Annotated in this window: 20 protein-coding genes; 6 read left to right on the top strand and 14 right to left on the bottom strand. The window is 64.8% G+C overall.

Annotation, left to right across the window (positions count from 1 at the left end; all coding sequences use genetic code 11):
* Positions 1-8 precede the first annotated feature (8 nt).
* Complete coding sequence (gene ppsA, locus D3872_RS15830; RefSeq protein WP_119811711.1) at positions 9-2,435, bottom strand: phosphoenolpyruvate synthase; 2,427 nt, start codon at positions 2,433-2,435, stop codon at positions 9-11.
* Positions 2,432-3,388 carry a DUF5996 family protein gene (locus tag D3872_RS15825; protein ID WP_119811710.1) on the bottom strand — a complete coding sequence of 319 codons (957 nt, stop codon included), beginning with the start codon at positions 3,386-3,388 and terminating at the stop codon, positions 2,432-2,434. Before D3872_RS15825 ends, ppsA begins: the two co-directional genes overlap by 4 nt.
* A 238-nt stretch (positions 3,389-3,626) precedes the next feature.
* Here D3872_RS15825 and D3872_RS15820 point away from each other — a divergent pair, with 238 nt between their 5' ends.
* The 3 genes from D3872_RS15820 to arfB are packed head-to-tail and all read left to right on the top strand — an operon-like array spanning position 3,627 to position 9,413.
* Complete coding sequence (locus D3872_RS15820; protein ID WP_119811709.1) at positions 3,627-4,571, top strand: DUF535 family protein; 945 nt, start codon at positions 3,627-3,629, stop codon at positions 4,569-4,571.
* A gap of 55 nt (positions 4,572-4,626) precedes the next feature.
* Positions 4,627-9,018 (top strand): DEAD/DEAH box helicase, encoded by a 4,392-nt coding sequence (locus D3872_RS15815; protein ID WP_119811708.1) that lies wholly within the window; start codon positions 4,627-4,629, stop codon positions 9,016-9,018.
* Positions 9,015-9,413 carry an alternative ribosome rescue aminoacyl-tRNA hydrolase ArfB gene (gene arfB / locus D3872_RS15810; protein ID WP_119811707.1) on the top strand — a complete coding sequence of 133 codons (399 nt, stop codon included), beginning with the start codon at positions 9,015-9,017 and terminating at the stop codon, positions 9,411-9,413. The genes D3872_RS15815 and arfB overlap by 4 nt, the downstream gene beginning before the upstream one ends.
* Before the next feature lie 255 nt (positions 9,414-9,668).
* Here the strand turns inward: arfB and D3872_RS15800 are convergent, their stop codons facing one another.
* On the bottom strand, positions 9,669-10,805 hold the full coding sequence (locus D3872_RS15800; protein ID WP_119811706.1) for a PepSY-associated TM helix domain-containing protein: 1,137 nt from the start codon (positions 10,803-10,805) through the stop codon (positions 9,669-9,671).
* A gap of 240 nt (positions 10,806-11,045) precedes the next feature.
* Here D3872_RS15800 and D3872_RS15795 point away from each other — a divergent pair, with 240 nt between their 5' ends.
* Complete coding sequence (locus tag D3872_RS15795; RefSeq protein ID WP_119811705.1) at positions 11,046-11,861, top strand: alpha/beta hydrolase; 816 nt, start codon at positions 11,046-11,048, stop codon at positions 11,859-11,861.
* A gap of 64 nt (positions 11,862-11,925) precedes the next feature.
* Here D3872_RS15795 and D3872_RS15790 read toward each other — a convergent pair whose 3' ends face one another.
* The 3 genes from D3872_RS15790 to D3872_RS15780 are packed head-to-tail and all read right to left on the bottom strand — an operon-like array spanning position 11,926 to position 14,715.
* Complete coding sequence (locus tag D3872_RS15790; RefSeq protein WP_119811704.1) at positions 11,926-12,468, bottom strand: M17 family peptidase N-terminal domain-containing protein; 543 nt, start codon at positions 12,466-12,468, stop codon at positions 11,926-11,928.
* A gap of 6 nt (positions 12,469-12,474) precedes the next feature.
* Positions 12,475-13,941, bottom strand: coding sequence for a M81 family metallopeptidase (locus tag D3872_RS15785; protein ID WP_119811703.1), 1,467 nt, complete (start codon positions 13,939-13,941; stop codon positions 12,475-12,477).
* A 6-nt stretch (positions 13,942-13,947) separates the two neighbouring features.
* The gene (locus D3872_RS15780) at positions 13,948-14,715 is read right to left on the bottom strand and encodes an HpcH/HpaI aldolase family protein (RefSeq protein ID WP_119811702.1); all 768 of its coding nucleotides are present in this window, start codon (positions 14,713-14,715) and stop codon (positions 13,948-13,950) included.
* 120 nt (positions 14,716-14,835) lie between these two features.
* Here D3872_RS15780 and D3872_RS15775 point away from each other — a divergent pair, with 120 nt between their 5' ends.
* The gene (locus tag D3872_RS15775) at positions 14,836-15,738 is read left to right on the top strand and encodes a proline iminopeptidase-family hydrolase (RefSeq protein ID WP_119811701.1); all 903 of its coding nucleotides are present in this window, start codon (positions 14,836-14,838) and stop codon (positions 15,736-15,738) included.
* Here D3872_RS15775 and D3872_RS15770 read toward each other — a convergent pair.
* The 7 genes from D3872_RS15770 to D3872_RS15745 form a co-directional block, all read right to left on the bottom strand.
* Positions 15,735-16,289 (bottom strand): RraA family protein, encoded by a 555-nt coding sequence (locus tag D3872_RS15770; RefSeq protein ID WP_119811700.1) that lies wholly within the window; start codon positions 16,287-16,289, stop codon positions 15,735-15,737. The genes D3872_RS15775 and D3872_RS15770 overlap by 4 nt on opposite strands.
* Positions 16,290-16,318: 29 nt before the next feature.
* On the bottom strand, positions 16,319-17,272 hold the full coding sequence (locus D3872_RS15765) for an RNA-guided endonuclease InsQ/TnpB family protein (RefSeq protein WP_229459354.1): 954 nt from the start codon (positions 17,270-17,272) through the stop codon (positions 16,319-16,321).
* A gap of 63 nt (positions 17,273-17,335) precedes the next feature.
* Positions 17,336-17,464 carry a hypothetical protein gene (locus D3872_RS27080; protein ID WP_274381728.1) on the bottom strand — a complete coding sequence of 43 codons (129 nt, stop codon included), beginning with the start codon at positions 17,462-17,464 and terminating at the stop codon, positions 17,336-17,338.
* Positions 17,465-17,495: 31 nt separating this feature from the next.
* Positions 17,496-18,665 (bottom strand): iron-containing alcohol dehydrogenase, encoded by a 1,170-nt coding sequence (locus D3872_RS15760; RefSeq protein ID WP_229459353.1) that lies wholly within the window; start codon positions 18,663-18,665, stop codon positions 17,496-17,498.
* Positions 18,662-20,053, bottom strand: coding sequence for an aldehyde dehydrogenase family protein (locus D3872_RS15755; RefSeq protein WP_119811699.1), 1,392 nt, complete (start codon positions 20,051-20,053; stop codon positions 18,662-18,664). Before D3872_RS15755 ends, D3872_RS15760 begins: the two co-directional genes overlap by 4 nt.
* 14 nt (positions 20,054-20,067) lie before the next feature.
* Positions 20,068-21,450, bottom strand: a complete 1,383-nt coding sequence (locus tag D3872_RS15750) for a glutamine synthetase family protein (protein WP_119811698.1) — start codon at positions 21,448-21,450, stop codon at positions 20,068-20,070.
* A 183-nt stretch (positions 21,451-21,633) separates the two neighbouring features.
* Positions 21,634-22,299 carry a GntR family transcriptional regulator gene (locus D3872_RS15745; protein ID WP_119811697.1) on the bottom strand — a complete coding sequence of 222 codons (666 nt, stop codon included), beginning with the start codon at positions 22,297-22,299 and terminating at the stop codon, positions 21,634-21,636.
* Positions 22,300-22,383: 84 nt separating this feature from the next.
* Between D3872_RS15745 and D3872_RS15740 the strand changes: the two genes are divergently transcribed.
* Complete coding sequence (locus tag D3872_RS15740; protein WP_119811696.1) at positions 22,384-23,211, top strand: carbon-nitrogen hydrolase family protein; 828 nt, start codon at positions 22,384-22,386, stop codon at positions 23,209-23,211.
* A gap of 128 nt (positions 23,212-23,339) precedes the next feature.
* Here the strand turns inward: D3872_RS15740 and D3872_RS15735 are convergent.
* Positions 23,340-25,018: TonB-dependent receptor (locus tag D3872_RS15735; protein WP_119811695.1), on the bottom strand; the 1,679-nt coding region annotated here is incomplete at its 5' end.

The following is a 25,018-nucleotide window of genomic DNA, read 5'->3' as shown; positions in this document are numbered from 1 at the left end:
GCATTCTCCTAACTCGCGCGCGGCGCGATATTGAGCTTGCGCTCGACTTCCAGCACATCGCGGATGGTGCGGATCATCGAATCCGGGTTCAGGCTGATCGAGTCGATGCCGTGCTCCACCAGGAAGCGCGCCACTTCCGGATAGTCGGACGGCGCCTGGCCGCAGATGCCGACATGGCGGCCGTTGCGCTTGGCGCCTTCGATCGCCATGCGGATCATATCGAGCACGCCGGGGTCGCGCTCGTCGAAGTCGAAGGCCACGATGTCGGAATCGCGGTCGACGCCAAGCGTCAGCTGGGTAAGGTCGTTCGAGCCGATCGAAAAACCGTCGAACAGTTTGGCGAAGGCGTCGACCTGGATGACGTTGTTGGGGATTTCGCACATCATGTATATTTCAAGCCCGTTCTCGCCGCGTGCCAGGCCGTGCCCGGCCATCGCCTGCAGCACGTCCTCGGCCTCGCCGACCCTGCGGCAGAACGGGATCATCAGCCGCACGTTGGTGAGGCCCATGTCTTCGCGCACCCGCTTCATGGCGCGGCATTCGAGCGCGAAACCCTCGGCGTACGCCGGATGCGAGTAGCGCGCGGCGCCGCGAAAGCCCAGCATCGGGTTCTCTTCCTTCGGTTCGAACCATGCGCCGCCCACCAGGCTGGCGTATTCGTTGGTCTTGAAGTCGGACATGCGAACGATGACCGGCTTGGGATAGAAGGCAGCGGCGATGGTGCCGACGCCTTCGGACAGCTGGCGCACGAAGTAATCGGAAGGTGACGCGTATGCGCGCGACAACAGGTCGATTGTGGCGTGCACCGCGACGTCGTCGATGCGTTCGGGATGCACCAGCGTCATCGGGTGCACCTTGATGTATTCGGCCACAATGAATTCCATGCGCGCCAGGCCGACGCCGTCGTTGGGCAGGAAGCGCGTCTTGAAGGCCGTTTCCGGGTTGCCGATGTTGACCATCATGTGGGTGGCCGGCATTTGCAGGGTGGAGAGGTCGGTGCTGGTGACCTTGAACGGAATCGCGCCGGGGTAGACTCTTCCGACATCGCCTTCGGCACAGGAGACGGTGATTTCGTCGCCGGTCCTGATCTCCGTTGTGGCGTTGCCGCAGCCGACGATGGCGGGCACGCCGATCTCGCGCGCGACGATGGCGGCGTGGCAGGTCCGCCCGCCACGGTTGGTGACGACCCCGCCCGCCGTCTTCATGACCGTGCCCCAGTCGGGCATGGTGGTTTCGGCCACCAGGATCTCGCCAGGCTTGAATTCGTTGAGGTGGGCGACGTCGCTGATCACGCGCGCCTTCCCGACCGCGACCTTGTTGCCAACCGCCCGCCCTGACGCCAGCGGTTTGTCCTTGCGCTCAAGCTGGTACTCGTCGAGCATGGCGGTGGACTGGCGCGACGCCACCGTTTCGGGGCGGGCCTGCACCATGTAGAGCTGCCCGTCGATGCCGTCCTTCGCCCATTCCACGTCCATCGGCACCGGGTGGCCTGCCTTGCCGCTGTAGTGCTCCTCGATGCGGATGGCGGCGTCGGCCAGCTGCATGACTTCATCGTCGCTGACGCAGAAGTGCTGGCGGTCGGCCTCCGGCGTGGGGACGTTGCGCGTGGTGTCGCCGGTGGCCGCGCCTGAGTACACCATCATGATCTCCTTGCCGCCAAGGCTGCGCCGCAGCACAGTGCGGCGTCCCTGCTTGAACGTGGGCTTGAACACATAGAACTCGTCCGGGTCCACCGTACCCTGCACGACGTTCTCACCCAGGCCGTAGGCGCCGGTGATGAAGACCACGTCGCGGAAACCCGTCTCGGTGTCGAGCGAGAAGATCACGCCGCTGGACGCAAGGTCGGAGCGCACCATCTTCATGACGCCCACCGACAGGAAAACCTTGAAATGGTCGAAGCCATTTTCGATCCGGTAGGCGATCGCACGGTCCTTGAACAGGCTGGCGAAGCACTGGCGTACGCTGTCGAGCAGGCGTTCCTCGCCGGCGATGTTGAGGTAGGTTTCATGCTGGCCCGCGAAGCTGGCCGTGGGCAGGTCCTCGGCGGTGGCGGAACTGCGCACCGCGACCGTGAGGGTGTCGCCGTATTCTGCGGCCAGGCGGCGGTAGGCTTCCAGTATCTGGGTACGCACGGCGCCGGGCAGCGGCGCGTTGTAGACCAGCTCGCGCGCGGTGCGGGCGCGGCTGGCAAGGTCGTCGACATCCGCCGCGTTCAGGCCATCGAGCGCCTCCCGCAAGGCCGGCCATGCGGCAGCCTGGTCGAGCGTGGTCTTGTAGGCTTCAGCCGTTACGGCAAAGCCGTTCGGCACCCTTACCCCCTGCGGCGTCAGTTCGCGGTACATCTCGCCCAGCGAAGCGTTCTTGCCGCCGACCAGCGGCACATCCGCGATGCTCAGGCTTGAAAACCATCGGATGTATTCATCGGGCTGGCTCATCTGGGCACCCTGCCGACCAGCCCTCCCTGGGCTTCGAGTTCGCTGCGGTTCCACTTGCCAAGGTCGGCTGCCGCCTCATAGGTGCTCTGGAAGAAGTCGAGCAGCATCGCATCGGGCTTGTCCGACTTTTGCACGGCTTCGTAGTGAAGCACGAACTCGCCGAAGTTGGTTTCGTAATAGGCTTCGGCAGGCTTTACCGCGGCTGTCTTGAAGCCCGCCGGTTCGGGATAGGCGTAGGCGTAGAACACCGGGAACGGCAGCGCATCGTTGCCCGGCCAGAAGCCGCAACTGCTGACTTCGTGGGAATAGGCTTCACGCGTGACCCAGTCGGGGCAGTTGGGGATGCCGCCGGGATGTTCAGGCGCACGCGCGCCCGAGAAGCGCGTGACGGCGAGGTCGAAGCCGCCCCAGAACAGGTGAACCGGGCTGCACTTGCCGATGAAGCGGGCGCGGAATTCCTTCATTACCTTGTCCGAGAGGAGCAGCACCTGGAACAGGCGGCTGACGGCGGCCCGGTCGTAGGATGCGTGGACTGTGTCTTCGTCGAACGGGATCGCGACCGGCATCTCATTCGGCTTGGGGTTAATGCGGACGATCAGTTCGAGCTCCGCGAGATGGGTCAGGAAATCGCGGTAGAAATCGGCGACTTCCTGCGGCTGCAGCGGCATGGTCCGCACCGCGCCGTCGCTGGTGGAAATCCTGAGGACATGGTCGATGAAGTCGAACTGGACTTCGAAACTGCGCGCACCGTAGGGGATCGCCGACGTGGTGATGCCGCGCGCGTTGACGTAGAACGGAACGTGCCAGGAATGGTTCAGCCACGGCGACTGCACCAGCCGCACCTTTCCGACGATCTGCGACCACAGGTGCAGGGTCTCGCAGGTATCCTTCCACTCCTTGTACGGCAATGGCGGCCAGGGATGGCTGCTGGAAACGCCGGGTGAGGGGTTCATGGGCATTCCTCCTTTGCACAAGACTAAAGGTGGTTCGCGACGGGACGTACCGGGATGTTGACAGTATGCGCCCGGATTGCTTACGCACGATATGGAAGCTGATTGTTTCAAAAAGGACAGGTAACTTGCAATTTTGTAAGCAAATCGGGTAAAGTGTAAATACGGGCATGCGCGACATTACGTGCACGGGATCGGGCTGATGCCTTGCCCCGGAAAGGCCGCCTGAGGGAGACAGGAAATGCAAGGATTCTGGAGTTCCGTGCCGTCATGGCATGGCGCGGACAATGCGGTGACGCTCAGGATGGGCGTCACCCACATCCGCCGGGGCGTGCCCTACGTGCGCGAATTGCTCAAGCTGAGCGTGCGCGCGCACTGGCAACGGTCACTGACCCGGCGCTGGCTGGGAATCCTCAACTCCCACCCCTTCCTGGGCAGGCTGGCGTGCACCGCGCCGCACCTGCTGCACAAAGTCTACCGTCCCTACCTGACCAATACGCTGTGCCCGGAGCGCCGGCTTGCCGCCCTTGAGCAGCACTACCGCTTCGTCATCGAGTACGGCCTCGACGCCGTGGTGCTGGAAGCCGCACGCGAGGGCAGCCTGCTGGCCTGCTTCGAGGGGAAATGCGGCACGCCCTATGAAATCTGGCTGAGGGCCGTCGCCCCGCTCGAGCGCGAAGGCGAGCTGGTGTTGCAACTGCGCACCGGAGGGGCGCTGGTGTACTCGCTGGCATTTTCCTTTTCCGGTTCTATCGGCAAGCATGTGGTGTTCGTCGGGTGTATCCAGGGTCCGAAAAGCGATGTCGCTCCCGAACTGATCCGCGCCTGCACGCGTTCGCTGCACGGACTGCGGCCGAAAAACCTGTTGATCGGCCTGGTGCGCCAGATCGGCCATGACCTGGGATGCACGCATGCGCATCTGGTCGGCAATACGAACCGGGTCGTGCATGGTGCGCTGCGCCAGGGAAAGGTGCTGGCGGACTACGACCAGGCGTGGGCCGAACTCGGCGCTGTGCGTCGTCCGGATGGCGATTTCGAACTGGAGTGCAGGGACCTGCCTCCGCCGGCATTGGAGGAAGTCGAATCCAAGCGGCGCTCGGAGCTGCGTAAACGCCACGCACTATGCAGCACGGTTCACTCCGCGGTGGGGGAACGCTTGCTGCGGCCGGGGAAACAACTTAGCTGATTCCACCCGGACGCCGGACTTGCCAATCGCGCGCGATGCCCTCATATTGTCCCGGATGAACAAGCGTGCACCCTTCGACAGCATCTGGGAAAACTTTCATCCCGCCGTCGCAACCTGGTTCGGTGCAACCTTTCCGGCTGCGACCGAGGCCCAGTTGCGCGCGTGGCCCTTGATCAAGGACGGGCGCCCTACCCTCGTTGCCGCCCCGACAGGTTCCGGCAAGACGCTCACCGCCTTCCTGGCCGCGATTGACGCGCTGGTCACGGAAAGCAGCGCGGCGCCGCTGCCCGATGAAACGCAGGTGCTGTACGTGTCGCCGCTGAAGGCACTGTCGAACGATATCCGCCTGAACCTTGAAACCCCGCTGGAAGGGATCGGCAAGCAGCTTGCCGCCATGGACTTGCCGCCGCACGGCATCCGCACCGCCGTGCGTACCGGCGACACCACCACCGCCGAGCGCAATGCAATGCGCCGGAAGGCGCCGCACATCCTCGTCACCACGCCCGAATCGCTGTACGTGCTGCTTGGATCGGACAGCGGCCGCGCAATGCTGTCCACCGTGCGCACCGTGATCGTGGACGAGATCCACGCGGTGGCCGGCAGCAAGCGCGGAAGCCACCTGGCGCTCAGCCTGGAACGGCTGGACGCGCTATGCGGGCGGCGCCCGGTGCGGGTGGGCTTGTCCGCGACACAGAAGCCCTTGTCGGCGGTGGCAGACTTCCTGGTTGGGAGCGGCGGCGGCGAGTGCGCCGTGGTCGACGTCGGCCACGTGCGCGCCCGCGACCTGGCGCTGGAACTGCCGCCGGTGCCGCTCGAGGCGATCATGCCCAACGAGGTATGGGAGCGCGTGTACGACCGCATGGCAGAACTGGTGGTGATGCACCGGACCACGCTTATCTTCGTCAATACGCGCCGCATGGCTGAACGGGTGGCGCGCAATCTCGGCGACCGCCTTGGCGCGGAACACGTCGCGGCCCATCACGGCAGCCTTGCGAAGGAATACCGGTTGGCCGCCGAACAGCGGCTCAAGCGCGGCGAACTGCAGGTGCTGATCGCCACCGCCTCGCTGGAGCTGGGCATCGACATCGGCGATGTCGACCTGGTGTGCCAGGTGGGCTCGCCGCGCAACATCGCGGCGCTTTTGCAGCGCGTGGGCCGTTCGGGCCACCACGTCGGCGGCATGCCGAAGGGGCGGCTGTTTCCCACCTCGCGCGACGACCTGGTCGAATGCGCGGCGCTGCTCGATTGCGTGCGGCGCGGCGAACTGGACGCCCTCCGCATTCCGCAAGCGCCGCTGGACGTACTTGCGCAGCAGATCGTGGCCGAAGTGTCCTGCCGCGAATGGAGCGAGGATGAACTGTTTGAACTGGTGCGCCGCGCACAGCCATACGTGCAGCTGGAGCGTGCACGCTACGACGCCGTCCTGCGCATGGTTACCGAAGGCTACACCACACGCAATGGCGTGCGCGGCTCCTACCTGCACCGCGATGCGGCGACCCAGTCGGTGCGCGGACGGCGCGGCGGCAAGCTGGCGGCGGTAACCTCGGGCGGCACGATACCGGACAATGCCGACTACACCGTGCTGCTGGAGCCGCAGGGCCAGTCCGTCGGCACGGTGAACGAGGACTTCGCGGTCGAGAGCATGGCGGGCGACGTTTTCCAGCTTGGGAATACCTCGTACCGCATATTAAGGATCGATGCAGGCAAGGTGCGCGTGGAGGATGCGCATGGCGCCGCGCCCAACATCCCGTTCTGGCTGGGCGAGGCGCCCGGCCGCAGCGACGAGCTGTCGACTGGCGTGGCGCGGCTGCGCGCGGAGATCGAGAATCAGTTGGCCGAGCCCTCGACGGCTACGAAGAAGCATGCGAAGGCTTCTGCCAAAGGCGACGGCGACGCGGCGCTCGACCGCGCGGTGGCCTGGCTCGACGAGCACCTTGGGCTGAACGAGGACGCCGCGCGCCAGATCGTCGACTACATGGCGCGGTCCCGCGCTGCGCTGGGCGCCCTGCCGACCCAGGACACGCTGGTGATGGAGCGCTTCTTCGATGAAACCGGTGGCATGCAGCTGGTGCTGCACTCACCCTTCGGCAGCCGCATCAACCGAGCCTGGGGACTGGCGCTGCGCAAGCGCTTCTGCCGCAGCTTTAACTTCGAACTGCAGGCCGCGGCCACCGAGGACGCCATCATCCTGTCGCTGTCGACCAGCCACAGCTTCCCGCTCGACGAAGTGTGGCGCTACTTGCGTTCGGCAAGCGCAGAGCACATCCTGGTGCAGGCGCTGCTCGATGCGCCGCTGTTCAATGTGCGCTGGCGCTGGAACGCGACCACCGCACTCGCCCTGCCGCGCTTCACGGGCGGGCACAAGGTCCCGCCCCAGCTGCAGCGCATGAAGAGCGACGACCTGCTGGCGGCAGTCTTCCCCGACCAGGCGGCCTGCCTGGAGAACATCGTGGGAGAACGCGAACTGCCAAGCCACCCGCTGGTGGACCAGACACTGGACGACTGCCTGCACGAGGCGATGGACAGCGAAGGCTGGCTGGCGCTGTTGCGACGGATGGAAGCTGGCGAAGTGCGGCTGTTGGCGCGCGACCTGCCGACGCCCTCCCCGCTGGCGGCGGAAATCCTCAACGCCCGCCCTTACGCCTTCCTCGACGACGCACCACTTGAGGAACGCCGCACGCAAGCCGTCATGAGCCGCAGATGGACCGATCCGGCGTCCACCGACGACTTGGGCGCACTGGATGCCGGCGCCATCGAGAGCGTGGCCGAGGAAGCCTGGCCGACTGCGCGCAGCAGCGACGAAGTGCAGGAGGCGCTGGTGGCGCTGGCCTGCGTCACGCGCGCTGAAGCGCTGCGGCAGGACGGCTGGCCCGCCTGGCTCGAAGGCCTGGCCGAGAGCGGCCGAGTGACCCGCCTGCGCGACAACAATGGCGCGGACTTCTGGGTAGCGCTGGAACGCCTGGACTGCATGCAGGCGGCCTATCCGGAGGCGGTGGCGGCGCCCGCGCTGGAGATCCCCGACAGCCATCGAGGCAACGGCGACCAGGACTGGACCCGCGACACCGCGCTGGTCGAAATCATGCGCGCGCGCCTGGCCGGTTTCGGGCCGCAGCCGCTGTCGGCGATCGCGTCCTCACTAGCGCTAACGGAGAGTACGGCCACCATCGCGCTGACGCAGCTGGAGAGCGAAGGCTATGTCATGCGCGGCCATTTCACGCCTGGCGTGGTGGACGAGGAATGGTGCGAGCGACACCTGCTGGCGCGCATCCACCGCTATACGATCAAGCGCCTGCGGCGCGAGATCGAGCCGGTGGAACAACAGGATTTCATGCGTTTCCTGTTCGACTGGCAGCACCTGACAGAGGACACGCAGCTGCAAGGACAGGACGCGCTACCGACGGTGCTGGCGCAATTGGAGGGCTACGAGGCGGCCGCCGGTGCGTGGGAAAGCGACCTGCTCGCACTGCGTATGCGCGATTACTCGATCCTCTGGCTCGATGACCTGTGCCGTGCCGGCAAGCTGGTATGGACGCGCGTTGGTGCGCCGCGCTCGGCGTCCGGAGGCCCGGTACGCAGCACGCCGATCGTGCTGCTGCCGCGGCGCCAGACCGCGCTGTGGCACTCGCTGCCGGCGGTTTCCGGCGAACCCGAAGTCTCGTCGCGCGCGGCCGGCGTGCTGGAAGCGCTGCGGCGGGACGGCGCGATGTTCTTCGACGAACTGCAGCACGACGTCCGCATGCTGCCGGTGGAGCTGGAGAACGCGCTGGGCGAGCTGGTGTCGGTCGGCCTGGTCAACGCCGACAGCTTCGGCGGCATGCGCGCGATGCTGCTGCCGGCGACCAAGCGGGCCAGCAACGACAAGCGCCGCCGTGGCGCCGGACCGACGATGGAGGAAGCGGGACGCTGGGCGCTGGTACGGCGAAGCGGCGTGGAAGCCGCTGTATCGGAACCGGCCAATCCTGCGAAACCGGCGCGCAGGCCGCGCACCGATCCGGAGACGCTGGAGTATGTCGCGATGACGCTGCTGCGGCGCTACGGGGTGATGTTCTGGCGCTTGATGGAGCGCGAGGCGGCGTGGCTGCCGTCGTGGCGCGAGCTGCTGCCGGTGTATCACCGGCTGGAAGCGCGCGGCGACATCCGTGGCGGGCGCTTCGTCGCGGGATTCTCCGGCGAGCAGTTCGCGCTGCCCGGAGCCATCCCGCTGCTGCGCGAAGTGCGGCGGCGTCCCCAGGATGGGAGCCTGGTGTGCATCTCCGGTGTCGATCCGCTCAACCTGTGCGGGACTCTGCTGGTTGGTGACAAGGTGCCTGCCCTGGCAGGGAACCGAATCCTGTTCCGCGATGGGCTGCCGGTGGCGACCATCGTCGCCGGGAAGATCGGCTACCTGCAGGATCCCGGCGTTGAGCGTGAATTGCTGCATTCGCATCTCGTCGGACGGCATCCATGAAGCCGGCGATCAATCCGGCCGAGGTCGAGTTCAGCGCGATCCGCGCGCAAGGACCGGGCGGGCAGAACGTCAACAAGGTGTCGTGCGCGGTGCACGCGCGCTTCGATATTGGCGCTTCGTCGCTGCCGCCCGAGATCAAGGCGCGGCTCCTCGAACTGCGCGACGGCCGCATCACGCATGAAGGCGTGGTGGTGCTGAAGGCTCAGCAGTCACGCAGCCTGGAGCAGAACAAGGACGATGCACTGCGGCGCTTGCAGGCGCTGGTCGATAGCGCTGCCGAAGTGCCGATTGTGCGCAAGGCGACGCGGCCGACGCGGGGCTCGCAGCGGCGGAGGCTGGAGTCCAAGGCGCGTAGTGGGAATGTGAAGGCGCTGCGGGCCAAGGTCACCGCCTGATTACAACCACAGCAGCTGTCGGCAGTTTCTGCGGCTACGGCATGCGGTGTTTGAAGCGATTCGGCGTGCGCTGGAAGGCGTCTTCCAGAGCGTCGGAGACGTAGGGCCTACTGTGTGACTTGACAATGCCCAAGTCGGACAGCAACGTGGTCACCGGCTTGGAGCGCATGCTGCTGCCCGGGTCAGCATGCAAACCTTGAGCACAGGCGCGGCAGGCGTTCCGGCACGCGACGGAATTTTCACGACACAGCCATGTTACCGGCTGCGCTGCAAGGCGGATCCAGGCTTCAGGTTGCGGCGCTTCTGGCGCCAGATCCAAAAACCCGTCAAGGAAAGCAATACCGGCACCAGGCCCACCGCCATGATGAACAGGCGCCCTGGCGTACCAAACGCCTGCCCGCTGTGGAGGGGATACATCCACGTGATCAAAGTATTCCCGGGCGCGCCGGTATCGGCGGCGCTCTCGCGGTGCAAAACCGTTCCGTCGGCCATATCGACGATGACACGCCCGGTGCCATGGGTGACGGCGATATCGCCCGCAGTACGGAACCGAACCAGGTACACACCTTTACCGTGGTAGGCAACCAGGCCCGTCAATACAGCATCTGGCATGGCGCGCCGCCCGATCTCCAACGCGTTCTCGAATTCGATGCGCGTTTCTCGTTCTGGCCGATCCGGCAGCGATTGCGGCAGCCGCGGCCGCGTCGAGGCCAAAGCGCTGATCAGCTGCCGGGAAGCGTCCGGCAATGCCAGGTTGATCGCCGTCAGCAGGCTGGCGGACAGGATCAGGACGGTCGCCAGGCCAACGGCACGGTGTCCGTCATAGATCGCGCGAAAGCCACTGCCATTGGCCTTGATGCGCAAGGCGTTGCGCAGGCCGCGCTGCAAGGCGAGGTAAACGCCAATGCATGACAAGCCGACCCAGAGGATGGCGAGAATTCCGCCCAGCGTCTTCCCCCCCGTTCCCATCAGCAGCGAGCTGTGCCATTTCCAGATCGTGGTCATCAGATGCCGCCGATCCAGGCCCGTTTCTGTAGGGTTGCGCTGGCCCGTGATGCGGCCGGTATAGGGATCGATCCACACATCGGTCACCACCGCCTGGCCATTCCGATGTCCCGCCAGCGTGAACAACCATGCCCGGTCGGGCCCCTTGCCGACCACAAACTGTTCGACGCTGGCGCCAGGCCGCTGAATCGCCAGGGCAATCACCATCTCCGCGACGGTCAAGCGTTTGCCCCCGGCCTGGACACGGACCACATCGGCATTCAAGGCATAGTCTAGCTCGTGCCGAAACACCAGCAGCGAACCGGTCAGGCCGGCGCTGCACACAAATAACAAGAGTGCCAACCCCAGGTAACGATGCGCCAACAGCGGCAATCCGCGAATATTCATTCCATATTCCTTTGCAAAGGTAGGAGAAAAGACCGATTAATAGTAGCCAATCACGGCTACCATCGTCAAGCTTCGAATGGGCGGCATGAGCAAGAACGTTAAAACGGGACACGGCTCCACAGGCGGCAGGGCCAGCGCAGCAGACAAACATCAGAAACAACGCGACTTTCTGTTTACAAGCGCACAAAATAGAAGCTATTATTGGCTACTATCCTTTTGAACTCAACAAGGCCACCATTGATGGGCTCTCCTACTTCTCCCTTCCACGTTGAAAAAACCGTCAGCTTTACGTGCGCGCTTGACCCTCGCTTCTCGTTCTGCCTGTACGTACCGCGCGACTACCACAGCAACCCGCCGGGCCGGATCCTGGTGGCGGTGCATGGAACCGACCGCAACAATCAATACTTGCGCGACCTGTTCAGCGAGTATGCCCAGCAAACCAATACCGTCGTGCTTGCCCCACTGTTTCCGGTGGGTGTAGAGGATGACGACCTGGATAACTACAAATACCTGAACAACGACGGCATCCGTTATGACAGGATCCTGTTGGCGATGGTCGAACAGGTCGCAGCGGCCTACAAGCTCAATGCGGACCGCTTCGCGCTGTTTGGTTTCTCGGGCGGCGCACACCTTGCACATCGCTTCTTCTATGTCCACCCTGAACGCCTGAGTGCCGTCATCGTTGCCGCGCCCGGATCAGTCACGCTACCCAGCCTCGCCTATCCCTGGTGGGTGGGACTGTACGACTACGAGCAATTGTTCGGACGCCCAGTCCCGTGGGCGGCGCTGCATGAAGTGCCGGTTCACCTGGTCGTTGGCGGCGACGACATCAATACCGCCGGAATCGTCCAGGGCCGCGACAACCGGCGCTGGATGGAAGGTGTCGATAGCGCCGGCGCCAATCGTCTCGAACGGATTCGCAGCCTTCATCGCGACCTCGCGCGCAACCATATCCATGCCACACTCGAAGAACTCGACGGCGTCGCCCACCAGCTCGAACCGGTCGTGCAGGCAGCCATCACGTTCTTGCGGCGGCCTTCCACCTTCGTGGACTGAGCCGCTTGCGCGGGCCGCCCGGCTCCCCCGCCCCCTGGCTGCGCCCAGCGGCGCATCGAGGCAGCTAAAGCCGGCTCGCCCGCCTGGCCCGGTTTATCAGGAAGGTCGCCAGCAGGGACACCGGCCGCCCGGTGGCGCCATGCCCGCCCGCCAGCACATACGCCGTTCCTAACCACGCGTCGTGGACGCTTTGAACAATCAATCGTATCGCCCAGTCCGGACCACGCCCTGTCACCTGCCGGATCGGCAGCGCCAGCAGCACGCGGCGCGCACCGAGTGCGGCAAGGCATCCGGCGATGCGCCTGAGCGCGCCGATGAAGTCCTTCTCCGCGATCGACGGCCCGCTGCCGAATCCGGCCAGCAGGACGCGCGCCGCGCGTGCGCCGCGCAAGTTCCGCAGCAGGAGCGTCGAGCCAGGCTCCCCGCTGATGTCGCCGGACGCGACTGCCTCCGTTATTTCGCCGTAGCGGTCGAGCGCCGCTGCCTGCTTCGACAATCCGCCGCCGCCAGAGACAGCGACCACGATGCAGTCGCTGTCCGCAGTGGCCAGCGAGCGCCGCACCGCCATCGGTGCAATCGCCAGCGCCGGAACGTCTGCCTGCTTCATCGGTTCCTAGCCTCGCGACACGCCAGCGCGCAAGCGCTTGTAGTCCAGGGCCTTGGTATCGGCAATGTTGTCGCCGGACGCACATACGGTCAGAATCGCCGCGGCGATCGGCTCGAAGTCGGCGCGGAAGTGAATCGAACTTTTCAGGACCAGTATTGTTTCGAGGCCGGGCTCGATGCCGACGTGGCGAAACATCGCCTGGTCCGCCGCCTGTTGCTTGCGGCTCGCGACCACCACCCGCACCCGGCCAATGCGAAGGCAGGCCATGCGGCCGAGCGACATGCGGCAGCCCAGATAGAACGGCCCCGTGCCGGTAATCTCGCCGTCGCCCAGCGCCTCTACCCGGAACAAAGCGCTGAGGGGCGGCGCGCCAATGCCGCTGCCCCCGCCCAGCTCCAGCGCTAGCTGCGCGCCGACCCCGGCCAGCCATGCCTGCTCCGCCGCGGCTGGATCGCACAGCAAGCCGAGGCAGGCATCGGCATCGCCACGCACCAGTTCATGCAGGATATCGGTCGTGTCCCCGCTGGCCCCGCCGCCCGGGTTGTCTTCGGTGTCGGCCAGGATCACCGGACCGCCGCCGCGCGCCAGCACGGCCTGCGCCTCGGCCAGCGCCTCCTTCGGCGCCAGCAGGCGAACAGCCATGTTCGGGCGCTGCGCGGCCACGGCGTCATGCAGGCGCTGTGCGGCACACTCCACGGCGCCTGGGTCGGGACCATAGGCCAGGATCGACGGGCCGCAATCGGCCGTATCGGCCAGCGGAAAACCAGGTACGATCGCGGCACGGACGCCAGTCTCGGCTTCGGTGCGTTCGAGCAGGGCCACCAGGCCCGCAAACGGTTGCGCCAGCGTGCATTGCGCCAGCATCGGAATCAGGAAGTCCAGCTGGCGGTGCACCTTATGCGGGCGTGTTCCGTCCAGCATACCGTCCAGCAGGCGCGCTGCGCGCCCGCCGGTGTCCGCCATGTCGACATGGGGATAGCTGCGGTAGGCAGCCATGGCGTCGGTCAGCTCGACCATGCGCGCACTGACGTTGGCGTGAAAATCGATGGCGGCGACGATGGGCATCGACGGCCCGGTCACGGCGCGCAGCCGGGACAGCAATTCACCTTCGCCGTCCGGATGGTGCTCGGTCACCATCGCGCCGTGCAAATCGAGGAACAAGCCTTCGATCTGTCCCGCATCGCGCAGCTGCTGCGCCAGCATGGTCCAGATGGTTTCATAGGCATCGCTGGCGACGACGCCGGACGGGTTGGCCGAACACCACAGCAACGGCACGATCTCGTGCCCCAGCCCCCGCATCGCCGCGATGAAGCCGGCGCTCGCCAGGTTGGCGCCGGCGACGCTCTCCAGCAGCGCTTCCCCCATGACCAGGCCGGGCCAGGCATCGGCCGCGATGAAGGCGTCGATGCCGGTCATTCGCCGCGCGAACGTATTTGTCTCATGCAAAAAGCCTGCAAGCGCGATCCGTGCCATGGCGAGCTACCGCGCCCCGGCCAGCAGCCGGGCCGCCCCGGCATGGAGCATGCCGACGTCGCTGCCGCTGGTGACGAAACGATAACCGCGCGCGAAGCAGTCGGCGGCGCTCTCCGCGGGAAGCGCCGCGCCGCCCAGCATGACCCCGTGCCCGAGGATGGCCGACTCGGCTTCGCGCAGGGCGCCAATGACTGCCGGATCGTCCAGCATGCCCATCTTGCCGATACTGGCGGACAGGTCGAGCGGCCCAAGGAACAGCATGGTCAGGCCGTCGATCCCTGCCATCGCGGGAATCGCACGCACGCCGGCCTCGCTTTCAATCATCGCGATCAGGATCAATTCCTTGTCGATGTCCCTGTAGTAGCGCTCCCCTTGCCTGCCCCAATGGGCGGCGCGCGACACCGTGAAATGCGCACCCCGGATGCCAGCGGGCGGGTAGCGGCAAGCGGCGACAAAGCGGCGCGCTTCCTCCGCGCTCCTGACGTCGGGCAGGATCAGGCCTTCGACACCCGCATCGAGCAGCAGCCTGATGCGGGCCGGGTCGTTACTGCCGACGCGCGCAAGCACGGTACTGGGGCCGGCCGCCTGGATCGCCCGGATCTGCTCGACCGCCGTCTCGATACCGCCCGGCGTGTGCTCATGGTCGATGATCAGGGCGTCGAAGCCTGCCAGTCCCAGCACTTCGGACACCGTGGGACTGCCCGTGAACAGCCAGGCGCCCAGGCAAGGCTCCCCCGCGCGGAATTTGGCCAGCAGGCGGTTTGGTCTGAACATGTTTTTCCGATGCCAAATGGTGACAGATAAATAGTAGCCAATTCAAGCTAGCACCGTCAAGACGAAACTGCTATAGTAGCCAAAATAACCTCCAATCCCACTGACAATGAAGGAGCTTGTATGTCCATCCCCTGCCACGAAACACGGCTGCGCCTAAACGAAGGCCACCAGGTCGTCACGTATCGCTACGGACCCGCCCCCAGCCAGGCCGCGCAGGTGCTGGTATGCGTCAACGGCGGACCTGGCTTGCCGTGCGACTATCTGCGCGAGAGCCACAAGGTACTTGCCAATGACGACTGGTGCATCGTCTTCTACGACCAGCTGGGCTGTGGGGCGTCCGACCGGCCGCGCGACAATGCACTGTGGACCCTTGAACGCTACGTCGCGGAACTGGAACAAATTCGCGCGCAATTGGGCATCGAGCGCTTTCACTTGCTGGGACACTCCTGGGGCACCTGGCTTGGAACCGAATACTGCCTGACCTTTCCGCAGCGGGTGTTGAGTTATGTCGCCGCCGACGGCGCGGCAGACATTCCGCACCTGGTCGGCGAACTGCAGCGGCTTCGCCAGTGCCTGGGCGAGCAAACGGTCAGCATGATGACGCGGCGCGAAGCGGAAGGCAGCATCGGGCATCCGGAGTACCAGGCCGCCATCACAATCCTCAACTACCGCCACGTGTGCCGCCTCGACGACTGGCCCGCTTCGCTAAACGCCAGCATCGAAGGCTGGAACATGGATCCCTACCGCGCCATCCAGGGCCCGAACGAATTTACCTACACCGGCAATATGCGGAACTGGAACCGGGTGCCGGCCATGGGCGCCATTACGATCCCTAGCCTGGTGCTGGCCGGCGAATACGACGAATTGCCGCCCTCCTGCTCCGCGCGCATGCAGCAGGCGATGCCAAACGCGGAGCTGGTGATTTTCCGCGACTGCTCGCACATGCCTTTCTTCGAGCGGCCGCAGGCCTACTTCGCCGTCCTGAACGCCTTCCTGCACAAGCAGACCGGGCCCACCGACTAGCGGCGCGCCACGACCAAGGCGGAGGCGCCGTACACCTTGCCGAGCAGTTCGCCGGCATCGAGGCGCTGCTCGCCGCGCTCGATGTCGGCGGCAAGCGCGAGGGCCCGCTGAGCGACCGCGCTTGCTTCGTCGCGCGGCAGGACCAGAACGCCGCTTTCGTCGGCCAGGACCAGGTCCCCTGGCGACACGGCCACGCCGCCGCAGCTGACCGGCATATTGAAGCGGCCGCCGACATCGTTCATCCTGGTCGTGATGGCTGAAACGCCGCGGCACCATAGCGGAAAACCAATGCTGGCGATCTCGCCCGGGTCGGTGCAGGGGCCGTCGATGACCGCTCCCGCCAGGCCGGCATTGCGGGCCGCCCTGGTGACGCCGCCGCCCCAGCAGGCATGGCGGTGATCGCCTTGGCGTTCGACCACCAGGAAGTCGCCTGGCCGCAGCATGCCGATCACGTGATGCAGCAAGGTCGAGTCCTGGGATGGAATGCTCAGGGTGACCGCCGTGCCGGCCACCACGCCACCCGGGCGCAGGCGCTGCAGCGCCAGGTCCATGAAGCCCCATTGTTGACGTCCTCCCGGCCCTAAAGGACCGGGATTCCTACTACCAGCGTCGCACGTCCGCGACGGAGAATGTTCTTGGCGGCATTCACATCACGATGGTGATGCTCGCCGCATTCCAAACAAGTCCATTCTCTTACTCCAAGATCTTGCAGTCCTTTCGGCCCGCTGCGTGCGAAGCACGCAGAACAGTCTTGGGTGGAATACGCTTCATGGACCTCATCGAACCATACACCTGCGCTATCGCATTTGTAACTGAGCATGGTTCGGAATTGCGACCACCCTGCATCCGATACGGATTTCGCCATCCGCGTCTTGGCCAGCGCGCCCGCATTCACATTGCCAACAAAGATTGCGCCATGCCCTACAACCAGCCTGGCGCTTAATTTGTGATTGAAATCCCTGCGTTTGTTTGCAGTCTTCGCGTGGATATTTCTTACTATCTTCTTCTTTCCTGCACGCTGAGCCGCCGCCAGTCGCGCCTCAGCATCCCGATAGATGTGCTGCGCGTCAATCACCTCGCCGTCCGAGGTGGACGCAAAATCCTTCAAGCCCAAGTCAATTCCGATTGAGCGCTCCATGCGCGACGCGGCCGGCCTGCCGACCTTGACGGAGATATTGATGTACCAACGGCCACGAGCATCCTCCGAGACCCTCCAGCGCAGCTTCAGTTTCTTGGATTGTTTACGCCGGGCAGCGAATTCTTCCGAAATTGCCTGGATAGTCTGGGAGTGCAGTGGGATGCCGGCTTTGCCGGCACCCTTGGTGTATTTGGCAAAATCATAGCCAGACATGAAACGGCGCTCGCGCTCCCACACTTTGAATGACAGATCGTTGCAGTAATTCCAGACCATATTGACCCAATACGATTTTTCCCGAAGCGCCGCCGCGTGCTTATCTTTCAGCCTTAGCCGAAGCACGCGCGTAAGCGGACCGGTCTGGGATTGGGAAGCGCGTGGCATCATTGTCGAAATCACTGTATAAATATCCAGTGTATCAAGATTAAAGTCAAAAGCAAGGATGCTTTCAGCATCCCGCGCTTATATCCCCCACCTTTTACGCGCTGTCGGATAAAAGTGGCCAATGGTGGCGGTCGCCATACCCGCCAGGCTGGCCACCAGCGCGGGCGCAACCTGGGGCGGCATCGCTTCGAGCCGGTACTTGTCCATGCTTGTCCTTGTCCTTTCCAGCTGGCGGCGCCTACAGTTCGCCGGCCACGGCATCGGTGAAGATGCGCGCGTACTCATGCTCCGAAAATGCGATCGGGTTGGTCGCGGCGGAGCCGTCCGCCACTGCCATGCGCGCCACCTGAGCGGCCTCGGTGGCGTCGATGCCAAGCGCCGAGAGCGCATGCGGGATGCCCAGTTGCGCCCGTAGCGCCAGCACCCAGTCCAGGAAGGCGTCGAACGATGGATCCGGCAAATCAAGGTAGCGTGCCAGCGCAGCGACGCGGGTGTCGATGGCGGCCCGATTCGCCTTCAGCACGTACGGCATCAGGATTGCATTGAGCATGCCGTGGTGGGCGTCGTACAGGGCGCCAAGCGGATGGGCCAGCGCGTGCATGGCGCCCAAGCCGCGCTGGAATGCGGTCGCGCCCATGCTCGACGCGACCAGCATGTGCAGGCGCGCCTCCAGGTTGCCCCCGACTGCGACCGCCGCCGGCAGCCAGTCCTTGACCAGGCGTATGCCTTCCAGCGCCACTCCTGCCGCCATCGGATGATAGAACGGGGAACAGTAGGCCTCGAGGTTGTGCGACAGCGCGTCCATTCCGGTGGCGGCGGTCAGCGACGGCGGCAGCCCCACGCTCAGCTCGGGATCGAGGATCACCGCCGCAGGCAGCATGCGGGCGTGGAAAATGATGCGCTTGACGCGCGCCTGCTCGTCGGTGATGACCGATGCGCGCCCGACTTCCGAACCGGTGCCCGCAGTAGTCGGCACAGCGATCACGGGCGCCATGCGGTCCACTTTGACACGCAGACAATTATCGCCGATGTCCTCGAAATCCCACAGCGGGCGGTCCTGCCCGACCATCAATGCGATAGCCTTGGCGGCATCGATGGCGGAGCCGCCACCGAAGGCGATGACGCCGTCGTGCAGCCCGGCGTGGTAGGCGGCAACGCCGGCGGTCACGTTCTCGCCGTTTGGGTTGCCCTTGACCTCGCTGAACACCGCGCAGCGCAGGCCTGCGGCGCGGCACAGTTCGACGGCGGCCGCGGGCAGCGCCAGCCGGGCCAGGCCGGGATCGGTGACAAGCAAGGGATTGGTCATGCCGAGGGACTGGCATAGCCCGGGCAGCAGTTCGATGCTGCCGGCGCCGGCCTTGATTGCAGTGGGATAGTTCCAGCTGACGCGGATAGGTGTCATGTTCATAGGATTGTCTTCAGGTGAAAGGATTTTGGTCGGGTCAGGTGCTCGAAACCGATGCTCGACAGGGTCGCGCCGCGACCGCTGTTCTTGATACCGGTCCAGGCCAGCGCCGGGTCAAGGTAGTCGCAGCGGTTCATGAACAAGGTGCCGGTGTCGACCTGTTCGCCGATCCGCACGGCGGCGGCGGCATCCCTGGTGTACAGCGCGGCCGACAGGCCATACTGGCTGTCGTTCATCAGCGCGATCGCCTGCTCGTCGCTGGCGACCGGCATCACGCCACAGACCGGGCCAAAGCATTCGTCGGCCATGATGCGCATGCCGTGGTCGACACCGGTCAGGATCTGCGGCGCCATGTAGGCCGTGGCGCCGTTGTCGAGGCCGAAGGCGCGCGGATCGACCAGGCCGTGCGCGCCCTTGCCGATCGCGTCGGCGACTACGCTGCGCACTTCGGCGGCGGCGGAGGTGCGCACCAGCGGACCGAGGGTGGTAGCCGGATCGAGCGGATCGCCAAGCACATACTGGCGCGCCAGCGCGGCGGCGCGTTCGATAAATTCGCCGTACACCGATTGATGGACATACAGGCGCTGGATGCCGCAGCACGACTGGCCCGAATTGAAGAAGGCGCCATCGACCAGGCTGTCCACGGCGTGTGCGATATCGGCATCGGCCCTGACATAGGCGGGGTCGCATGCGCCCAGCTCCAGGCCCACGCCGATGAAGCGGCCGGCGGCGGCTTTCTCGACCGCCACGCCGCCCGCCACCGACCCGGTGAAGCAGACGAAATCCACCTCGGGCGATGCGATCATGCGGCAGGTGTCGTCATGCGTGGTCTGGATAATCTGGAATACGCCCGGCGGCAGCCCGGCCTGCGCGAAAGCCTCGGCCAGGCGCTCGGCAACCAGCGGTGTTTGCGCGGAGTGCTTGAGCAATACGGTGTTACCTGCCAATAGCGCTGGCACGATCGCATTGACGGCGGTCAGCAGCGGGTAATTCCATGGCGCCACGACCAGCACGACGCCAAGCGCCTCGCGCCGGATGAAGCGGACAAAGCCCGTGGCGGCAGTGGGCACCACATCGGCCAATGACTCTTGCGCGATCGCGATCATGTGGCGCGCGCGGTTCTCGAAGCCATCGACCTCGCCGCCGGCGTAGCGGATCGGACGGCCCATTTGCAGCGTCAGTTCCCTTGCAATGGCCTCCTTGTTGGCGACCAGCGCGTCGACCGCGCGTCCGACCAGCGCCGCCCGCTGCGCGAGCGGCATGCGCTTCCATTCCGGTTGGGCGGCGCGGGCGCGCGTGAGGACCTGGGTGATGGCAGCGGGCGAGGCGCATTCGCGGCGCACGACGATACGCCCGTCAATGGGACTGATAGTAACGATTTCTGTGGTCATATGAAGAATCCGGCTTAGATAATTTCGAAGTAACGCGCAAGTTCCCAGTCGGTCACATGGCGCCTGAACTGGCGGTCCTCCCATTCGCGGGTGGCGGCGTAGTGGTCGACGAACGCCGCGCCGAACAGGCGGCGTGCGGTGTCGGAGCCGCGCAGGCGCAGCGCAGCGTCGGACAATGTATTGGGCAAGGCCAGCGCCGCCGGGAACTGCTGGGTGTAGGCATTGCCGACGACCATAGGTCCAGGCTCCCAGCCCTGCTCGATGCCCTCCAGCCCGGAAGCGAGGGCAGCGGCCAGCGCCAGGTAGGGATTGGCGTCCGCCGAGCCGATGCGCACTTCGACCCGCTGCGATTTGTCGGAACCAGGCACCAGCCGCAACGCAGTGGTGCGGTTCTCGACGCCCCAGGTCGCGTCCAGCGGCGCCCAGTAGCCCGGCACCAGGCGCGAATAGCTGTTGACGGTCTGCGCGTACATGGCCATCATCTCGGGCAGCAGGCGCTGGACACCGGCCATGAAATGACGCTGCGCCTGGCTCATCCCGTGCGCCTGCGACGCATCATAAAAGGCGGAGCGATTGTCGTGCCGGTGGCGCAGCGACAAGTGGATATGCCCGCTCTGGCCCGGATACTCATGCGACCACTTGGCCATGAAGGTGGCCATCAGGCCGTGCTTCTGGGCCAGCACCTTGACGAAGGTCTTGAACAGGATCGCCTTGTCCGCCATTGCCCCGACTTCATCGACTGCCAGCGCCGCTTCGAGCACGCCGGGACCAGTCTCGGTGTGCAAGCCTTCGATTGGCATGTCCATCGTTTCGCACAGCTCGATCAGCTCCCGGTAGAAGCCCGCATGGACCGAACTGCGCAGCACCGAATAGCCGAATGCGCCCGGGGTCCAGGTGCGCAGGTCGCGGTAGCCTTTGGCGCGTACCGATTCCGGCGTTTCGTCGAACATGAAGAACTCATATTCGAGCGCCCCGAAAGCGTCGAATCCCATCGTGCGGGCGCGCTCGAGGACCCGGCGCAGCAAGCCGCGCGGACAGATCTGCTCGGCCTCGCCGCTGAACTCCCCCAACACAAACAGCATGTCGCCGCCGGCAGCCGGTTCGAACGGCAGGTCGCGGGTCGTGTGCGGCAGCAGGCGCACCTGCGCGTCCGGATAGGCCGTGTGCCAGCCGGTGTACTCGACGTTGTCGTAGAGCTGGTCCTGCGAATCCCAGCCCAGAACAACGTTGCACATCGACAGGCCCCCTTCCAGTGTCGAGGCGAACTTTTCCCTCGACAGGTATTTCCCGCGCAGGACGCCGTCGATATCGGTGACGGCGACCTTCACGTGTGTCAGCTGGCGTGCTTCGGCCAGCGCGAGCGCATCTTGCGCGGTTTTGATGTCCCTGGCTTGCATTGCTGCTCCCATCGGTCAATGGCCGGATCGGCGAACTTGAAGAGTAGCCAATTTGTGCGACTCATGTCAACGTGAAAATGCAAGGCGCGACGGCGCCAGCCGTGCACAGTGGCTGATTTCAGGATAGCAGGGATAGAAATGCGGCGGCGCCTGCTGGGGCAAGCGTCGCCGTGATTTGAAGAATTACTCGGCGGTGGTGGCGGCGGCGGAACCGGCCGGGGCGCGCCGCCAGTTGTTCAAGTGCCGGTACACCGCGGCGGCAAGGCCGTCGGCGTCGCGCCGCTTGAGCATGTCTAGCATCTCGAAGTGGTCGGCGCTGCTTTCCTTGATCGACTTCTGCACGTCCCACATGCCCTGGCGGCCAGGAATGCCGCGCTCGCGCAGGTTGCGGATCTGGGCGGCGAGGATGGGATTGCCTGTCATCTCATACAGATGGCCATGCAAATCGTAATTGAGCTCATGCAGCTTGCCAAGGCGCTCGTTCTCGATCGACTCGTCGAACTTCTTCACCATGCGCTCGAACTCCTCGATCTGTTCAGCTGTCGCTCGTTGCACGACCAGGCGGCAGGCAGCCACCTCCAGCAAGGTACGCACCTCATAGAGCTGCTCGCGTTCGGCGTAGGAATGCTGGCAGACCCGGTAGCCGCGGTTCGGGAAGTGGTCGAGCAGCCCTTGCGCGTTCAGTTCGGCAAGCGCGATGCGCACTTCAAAACGATTGGCCCCGTAGGACGACTCGAGGTCGGCCTGCTTGAGCCATTCGCCAGGAGAGTATTTTCCCGAGAGCAGATCGGCGCGCAGGGCGGTCCCGAACGACTCGGTTTTTTCGTCACGCGAAATATTTGTTGCCATAATTTGAAATAGTAGCCAAAATAGTAGGCAGAATTGTTCAACTGAACCTCAGTCTACACGAGCCTCCCATGCTCGTCACCTACAATGACCAATCCACTACACTGCGCCTGCGTGCAAACGACTACCGGCCCGGACTTTGAGCGCAACCTGCGCGAATCGCTGCAGATGATCCGCGAAGCCGCCAGCCGCGGCGCCACCCTTATCGGCCTGCCCGAGGCGGTCGACCTGCTCGACGCGGACAACGAGCGCATGCGCGCGTTTGCCGCACCCATGCACCAGCACCCTGCCCTCAAGGGCTACCGCGCCGCCGCGCGCGAGCTGGGCGTGGCGGTCCTGGTGGGTTCGATTGCGGCGCTGAACGAGTCGGGCCAGATGGTGAACCGCTGCGTCTTCATCGACCGCCAAGGCGCGATCGCCTGCTACTACGATAAGGTCCACCTGTTCGACGCTGCGCCCGGCGAGGTCGTCTCGACGGAGTCGAAACTGTACGTGGCCGGCACCCGCGCCGTGGTTGCAGAACTCGATCATGCCCGCATCGGGCTGTCGATCTGCTATGACCTTCGTTTCCCGCAGCTGTTCCGTACGCTGGCCAAGGGCGGCGCGAACGTGCTCGCCATCCCGGCCGCCTTTATGCAGGTCACCGGCGAGGCGCACTGGCATGCGCTGATGCGCGCCAGGGCCATCGAGAACGGCTGCTTCGTGTTCGCGCCCGCGCAGTGCGGCAACAACTACGGCGCCCGGCAAAGCTTCGGCCATTCGATCATCATCGACCCGTGGGGCCGGGTACTGGCCGAAACGGGGACCGAACCAGGCATCATCGACGCCACGCTCGACCTGGCGCTGGTCCAGCAGGCGCGCCGGGCAATTCCCAGCCTGGGCGCCGACCGGCCTTTCTCATTGAGCATGCCGTAGGCGCCGCCATCGCGTGCAAGCCGGCCGCAATGCGCAGGCCGGCTTTTTTTCGTCCCTGGCCAGGATAAAAAACGGGCGCCGCTCGAACCTGTCGAAGCGGCGCCCGAACGGGCCTGCTCAAGAATTGCTTAGTAATTCACGCCCAGCCGCATGGAGATGCTGCGGCCCGGCGCCTTCAGGTAGTTGTCGTTGGTGTTGAAACCTTCGGAATAATTGGTGAAGTAATCCCGGTTGAACAGATTTCGGACACCGAGGCTCAAGTCCATGTTCGCGGCCATGGCGATGCGGGCCGACACATCGATCGTGTGGTAGGCGTTGACCTTACCCTCGTGGAAACGATTCGGCACGGTGTTCGGAAACGCATTGCGCTTGCCCGAATACAGCGCCTGCACCCGGACGAAGGACCCTGGCGCGAATGCGTATTCGGCATGCGCGGTCAGGCTCGGCGGCGGGATGCGGCGGTTCTGCAGCGGCGTGTCGTAGTTGCCGTCGCCATTCGTGTCAGCCTTGCCGCGGCTTTTCGCATAGGTCGTACCGAATACCCAGTCGTCGACGCCCGTGTAGTCGGCCGTGAGCTCTATGCCGCTGACCTTGTCCGGCGCCACGACGGCGCGCGGCTCCAGTGGCGCTGTCGCATTGTACACATAGCTGATGCCATTGCTGGACTTGAGCTGGTAGACGCCCGCCGAGGCGCGCATGCCATGACCGTGGAAGCGCACGCCCACCTCATGGCTGTCGATGACATTGGCCGGCGGCTTGGTCCTGGTCAGGTCAATGTCGACCGGCCAGGCGCGGAAGTTCTGGCTGGTCTGCTGGATATCGAAGCCCTGCGAAAAGCCGCCGTACAGGTCGAACAGCTTGCTCGGCGAATAGACCAGGCCGGCGTTCTTGGGCGTGGTCTTGAAGTCGAGAGTGCCGCCGGTGATCCTGGCCTTGGTGAACAGCGAGGTGTAATCGCTGACCTCGACCTCGCTCGCCTCGCGCCGCAGCCCCAGGCTCACCTTCAGCTTGTCGAAGGGGCTCATTTGAAGCTGTACGAAGCCGGCGGTGCTGGTCAGCACTTGCGGGATACCGAACTGGCGGCCGTCGACCAGCGGTATTTTTGTATCGTCACGCATCAGGTCCAGGCCCCACAGCAGCGCGCCGTCCATTGGCAGCACGGAGCGCAGTGGTGTATTCACATCGAAGCGCGCGCCGCTTTTCTTGGTCAGGTTGCCGGACTGGCCATTCGGCGCCTCCGGGAACAGGGGGAAGCGGTTGACCGCATACTGGAACCAGCTGGTGGTGTCGACATAATACGCCTGCGCACGGAACGAATTCCTGGAACCGAACAGCGCAGCGTTCGAATACACGACATTGGCAACCTGGCTCTTGTTCTGCTCTTCCACCTGCCCTGGCCGCCGCACGGCCGGGATCGCAGTGGCCGGGGCACCGGTGGCGATGTTGCCGTTCTTGACCGCCCACTCGATGTCCGCCACTTGCTCATACGCGTTGAACGCCGCTTCGACCCTTTGGCGGCCGAAACTGTAGCCGATCTTGGCCAGGAGGCTCTTGACCGTCGAATTCTGGATGCCGGAACCGAGCTGCGGTGGGATCACGTTGCCGTCGGCGTCGATGTAGTCATTAATGCGCCTGACCATGCCGATGACGCGGTAATCGAACTGTCCGACTGTCCCCGACACGCTCTGGCGCACCGACGGACTGCTTCCCTGGGCCTTGAACTTGTTGGTCGAGACATCGGCGCCGGCCTCGGTGCGGAAAACTGCCGGCCCCTTCGAGCCGGCCTTGGTGACGTAGTTGATGAAGC

This window comes from Massilia cavernae (assembly GCF_003590855.1).
Taxonomy (GTDB): Bacteria; Pseudomonadota; Gammaproteobacteria; order Burkholderiales; family Burkholderiaceae_D; genus Telluria_A; species Telluria_A cavernae.
The sequence above is the reverse complement of the archived record's forward strand: the minus strand, read 5'-3'. Positions and strand labels throughout refer to the sequence as shown.